The organism is Arthrobacter sp. AL05 (assembly GCF_029960715.1).
Taxonomy (GTDB): domain Bacteria; phylum Actinomycetota; class Actinomycetes; order Actinomycetales; family Micrococcaceae; genus Arthrobacter.
Genome location: NZ_JASBRC010000059.1, coordinates 1 through 485, shown reverse-complemented (window position 1 = coordinate 485; position 485 = coordinate 1). Strand labels below are relative to the sequence as shown.

The window sequence follows — 485 nt, the reverse complement described above, 5'->3', positions numbered from 1 at the left end:
GAGTTCGACGAATCGATGATCACCGGGGAATCCAGGACCGTCCTTCGCTCATCCGGCAGTAAGGTCATTGCCGGAACAGTCGCCACCGACAATACCGTCCGCGTGCAGGTCACCGCTGTCGGGGACGACACCGCCCTGGCCGGAATCCAGCGCCTCGTCGCCGAGGCGCAGGCCTCCTCCTCCAAAGCGCAGGCCCTCGCCGACCGGGCCGCCGGTTTCCTGTTCTACTTCGCCGCCGGCGCCGGGGTCCTCACGTTCATCGTCTGGTCACTGCTGGGCAGCGTTCCCGACGCCGTGACCCGCACCGTCACCGTCCTCGTGATCGCCTGCCCCCACGCTCTTGGCCTGGCCATCCCCTTGGTCATCGCCATCTCCACCGAGCAGGCGGCACGGGCCGGTGTCCTGATCAAGAGCCGGCTGGCACTGGAGCGCATGCGCACCATCGACGTTGTGCTCTTCGACAAGACCGGGACCCTCACCAAGGG

General features: G+C 67.2%; 1 protein-coding gene. It reads left to right on the top strand.

The features are described from left to right. On the top strand, window positions 1-485 hold a 485-nt coding region (locus QK287_RS18435), incomplete at both ends, for an HAD-IC family P-type ATPase (RefSeq protein ID WP_282361139.1).